Genomic DNA, 4183 nt, shown 5'->3' with positions numbered 1-4183 from the left:
TCACCGATAAATATCTGGTGAACCTGATTGCCTCGGTTAACGGATAAGGAGCACTCAAATGGCAATGCCCCGCAAACTTAAATCACTCAACCTGTTTAACGACGGTCTCAGTTATATGGGCGTGGTGTCCTCGGTGACGCTGCCGAAACTCACCCGCAAGCTGGAAAATTATCGTGGTGGTGGCATGAACGGTGCCGCGCAGGTGGATTTTGGTCTCGATGATGATGCGCTCACGATTGAGTGGACGCTCGGCGGCTTCCCGGATGAAGAGCTCTGGGCGCAGTACGCGCTGCCGGGTGCTTCCAGCGTACCGCTACGCTTTGCAGGCTCGTATCAGCGCGACGACACCGAAGAAGAAACCGCCGTCGAGGTGGTGGTGCGTGGTCGTCATAAAGAATTTGACGGTGGTGACAGCAAACAGGGTGAGGACACCGAGACCAAAATCACCACCGTTTGCACTTACTACAAGCTGACGATGAACGGCAAGGAGCTGATTGAAATCGACACCCTCAACATGATTGAGAAGGTCAACGGCGTCGACCGTCTTGAGCAGCGCCGCCGCAATATCGGCCTGTCCTGATGTCTGCCCGGTCAGGTGTCTGGCCGGTTACCCCTTAAACATTCCCGGAGTAAACGAAATGAGCAAAGTAAAAGCCACAGCAAAAACCGCAGAAAATCCGAACCTCATCACCCTGGAAACACCTATAAAACGCGGTGATGACGTCATTAAAACCCTCACCCTGATTAAACCGACGGCGGGCACCCTGCGTGGGGTGAGTCTTGCCGATGTGGCAAGCTCGGATGTGAACGCACTGATCAAGGTGCTGCCGCGTATGACCTGTCCGGCACTGACCGAGGCCGAAATCATTCGCCTTGAGCTGCCGGACATGATGACGATTGCCGCGAAGGTGATCGGTTTTTTGGCACCGACGTCGGCGGCGTAACCTTTCCGCCGGGGCTGATGGTCGATGACCTGATGGCGGATATTGCGGTGATATTTCACTGGCCGCCGTCAGAACTCTACCCTCTGAGCCTGAGCGAACTCATCCTGTGGCGCGAAAAGGCGCTCCAGCGAAGCGGGAACTCCTATGAGTAATAACGTCAGAATCGAAGTGCTGCTCAAGGCCGTTGACCAGGCAACGCGCCCGTTTAAACACATTCAGACCGCAAGCAAAACGCTGTCGGGGGATATCCGCAACACACAGAAAACCCTTAAAGACCTCAACGGTCAGGCATCACGCATTGAGGGTTTTCGTAAAACCAGCGCACAACTGGCCGTCACCGGTCAGTCACTGCAGAAAGTAAAGGCCGAAGCCGAAGCGCTTGCCACGCAGTTCAGAAATACCGAACGCCCGACGCGCGAGCAGGCTAAAGCGCTGGCAACGGCAAAAGCGGCGGCAGACGGGTTGCAGACCAAAGTTAACAGCCTCACCGAGTCCGTGAAGCGCCAGCAGCGCGAACTCGGGCAAGTAGGCATTAATACCCGCAATCTCACCCGCGATGAAAAGAGCCTGAAAGGCCGTATCAGCGAGACGACGAACCAGCTTAACCGGCAGAAGCTGGCGCTCGAGCAGGTCAGCGCGAAGCAGGCAAAACTCAACGCGGTCAAAAACCGCTATCAGGCCGGTAAGGAGCTGGCCGGAACGGCTGGCGCGGTGGGTGCCGCCGGTGTCGGCATGGCAACCGCCGGTGTGGCGGCTGGCGTGGGCATACTCAAACCGGGCTATGACTTCGCGCAGAAAAATGCCGAGTTGCAGGCCGTACTCGGGGTGGAAAAATCCTCACCGGAAATGGACGCCCTGCGTAAACAGGCACGCCAGCTCGGTGACAACACCGCAGCCTCAGCCGATGACGCCGCCGGGGCGCAGATTATTATCGCCAAAGCCGGTGGCGACAGTGCTGCGATTCAGGCCGCAACACCGGTCACGCTGAATATGGCGCTCGCTAACCAACGCACGATGGAAGAAAACGCCGCCCTGCTGATGGGGATGCGCTCGGCTTTCCAGCTGTCAAACGACAAGGTCGCGCACATTGGTGATGTGCTGTCGACCACGATGAACAAGACCGCCGCCGATTTTAACGGGCTGAGTGATGCGCTCACCTATGTCGCACCGGTGGCAAAAAATGCCGGGATCAGTATCGAAGAAACTGCCGCCATGGCGGGTGCGCTGCACGATGCGAAAATCACCGGTTCGATGGCGGGGACGGGAAGCCGTGCAGTCATCAGCCGGTTGCAGGCACCGGTCGGCCAGGCGAAGGCGGCGCTCGGCGAGCTTGGTGTCAGGAATGCAGACAGTAAGGGCAATATGCGCCCGCTGTTTACCATCCTCAAAGAAATGCAGGGCAGCTTTGAGAAAAATAAGCTCGGTGACACACAGCGCGCCGAGTACATGAAGGTCATCTTTGGTGAGGAAGCCAGCTCGGCGGCAGCCGTGCTGATGACCGATGCGATGACCGGCAAACTCGACAAACTCACCGCCACCTTTAAAGCCTCGGACGGTAAAACGGCGGAGCTGGTTAAAGTGATGCAGGACAACCTCGGTGGTGACTTTAAAGAATTTCAGTCGGCCTATGAGGCGGTCGGTACTGACCTGTTTGACCAGCAGGAGTCGTCGCTCCGTAAGCTGACGCAGACCACCACAAAGTATGTGCTCAACCTTGACCACTGGATTGTGCAGAACAAAGGACTCGCACAGACCTTGCTCAAAGTCGGCGGTGTAGCACTTACCGTGGTGGGCATGGTCGGTGCCATTGGTCTGGTGGCATGGCCGGTGATTGCCGGGGTGAACGCCATGATTGCCGCTGCCGGTCTGCTCGGCACTGCGTTTACCGTGGCCGGTGGTGCGATTATGACGGTGCTCGGTGCGCTCACCTGGCCGATTGTGGCCGTGGGTGCGCTTATCGTCGGCGGTGCGTTGATGATCCGTAAATACTGGGAGCCACTGGGGGCATTTTTCTCCGGTGTGGTCGAGGGAATTGCCGCCGCCTTTGCACCGGTCGGGGAGATGTTCGCCCCGTTTATCCCGCTATTTGAGGCGGTGGTACAGAAACTCCGGGCGGTGTGGCAGTGGTTCACCGAGCTGATAGCACCGGTGAAAGCTAGCAAAGACACGCTCGATGCCTGGAAAGATTCGGGCGTTGCCGTCGGGCAGGCGCTGGCCGGAGCATTCAGACTCGCGCTGGCACCCGTCACCGCACTACGTAGCGGGATTGATTATGTGCTGGAGAAGCTCGGGCTCATTAACCAGGAGTCAGGCCAGCTTGATGCAAAAGCCGAAAAGGTCAATGCCTGGACGAACGGCGCAAGTAGTGGTTATTCCCCGTCGGGTGGGCTGCTGACCGGAAGTTACGGCAGTTATCAGCCGGTCACGGCCAGTGCCGGTAAAAGCTATACCGACCAGAGTCGCAACGAGTATCACATTGCCATCGGGGGCGGCGTGCAGAACGGCGGTGAGCTTGACCGCCAGCTCCGTGACAGCCTGGAAAAATACGAGCGCGAGAAACGAGCGAAGCAGCGCGCCAGCATGATGCACGACTAAGGAGAAATCACGATGATGCTTGCCCTCGGCATGTTTGTTTTTCAGTTACAGACGCTGCCGTACCAGAGCCTGCAACGGGATGTGGATTACCGCTGGCCGTCAAACAGTCGCGTCGGCCAGCGACCGGCGATGCAGTTTCTCGGCGTTAACGAGGAAAAAATCGCCCTCACCGGAAGCCTGCTGCCGGAAATCACCGGCGGGAAATTGTCACTGCTGGCACTTAACCTGATGGCGGATGAAGGGCGCGCGTGGCCGTTGCTCGATGGTAGCGGCACCATTTACGGCATGTTTGTGATTAATTCGGTGAGCGAGACCTACACCGAGTTTTTTGCCGACGGCTCGGCGCGCAAAATTGATTTTACCGTCAACCTCACGCGCGTGGATGAGTCCCTGACGGCCATGTTTGGCGATATTCAGAAGCAGGCCGACAGTCTGGTCGGGAATATGCAGAGCAACATCGGAGGGTTATTTTAATGCTGACCGGAATAACTCCCGATGTGGGGGCAACGCTGGCACCGGCGTTTATGCTGACACTCAATAATCAGGATATCACCCGCAATATCAGCGACCGGCTGATAAGCCTCAGTCTGTCGGATAACCGGGGTTTTGAAGCTGACCAGCTTGATATCGAACTCGACGACACT

Annotated in this window: 5 protein-coding genes and 1 pseudogene; all 6 read left to right on the top strand. The window is 57.4% G+C overall.

All coding sequences use genetic code 11. The features are described 5' to 3' along the window. The first annotated feature begins 58 nt into the window (after positions 1-58). Positions 59-580, top strand: a complete 522-nt coding sequence (locus tag FH968_RS23330) for a phage major tail tube protein (protein WP_121814355.1) — start codon at positions 59-61, stop codon at positions 578-580. A gap of 58 nt (positions 581-638) precedes the next feature. Further along, a complete protein-coding gene (locus FH968_RS23325; protein WP_139883838.1) occupies positions 639-944 on the top strand; it encodes a phage tail assembly protein in 306 nt (101 codons plus the stop codon). 17 nt (positions 945-961) lie between these two features. Then, positions 962-1096: a GpE family phage tail protein gene (locus FH968_RS23320; protein WP_139883836.1), complete on the top strand. Its 135-nt coding sequence runs from the start codon at positions 962-964 to the stop codon at positions 1094-1096. After that, positions 1089-3539 carry a phage tail tape measure protein gene (locus FH968_RS23315; protein ID WP_139883834.1) on the top strand — a complete coding sequence of 817 codons (2451 nt, stop codon included), beginning with the start codon at positions 1089-1091 and terminating at the stop codon, positions 3537-3539. Before FH968_RS23320 ends, FH968_RS23315 begins: the two co-directional genes overlap by 8 nt. A gap of 12 nt (positions 3540-3551) precedes the next feature. Further along, positions 3552-4013 (top strand): phage tail protein, encoded by a 462-nt coding sequence (locus FH968_RS23310; RefSeq protein ID WP_139883832.1) that lies wholly within the window; start codon positions 3552-3554, stop codon positions 4011-4013. After that, positions 4013-4183: pseudogene (locus FH968_RS23305) on the top strand (phage late control D family protein); the annotation flags it as partial. The gene FH968_RS23310 and the pseudogene FH968_RS23305, both read left to right, overlap by 1 nt.

Origin of the sequence: Buttiauxella sp. B2 (genome assembly GCF_006376615.1) — a bacterium.
GTDB lineage: Bacteria > Pseudomonadota > Gammaproteobacteria > Enterobacterales > Enterobacteriaceae > Buttiauxella.
Note: the sequence above shows the minus strand (reverse complement) of the source record. Positions and strands in the feature narration are given on the sequence as shown.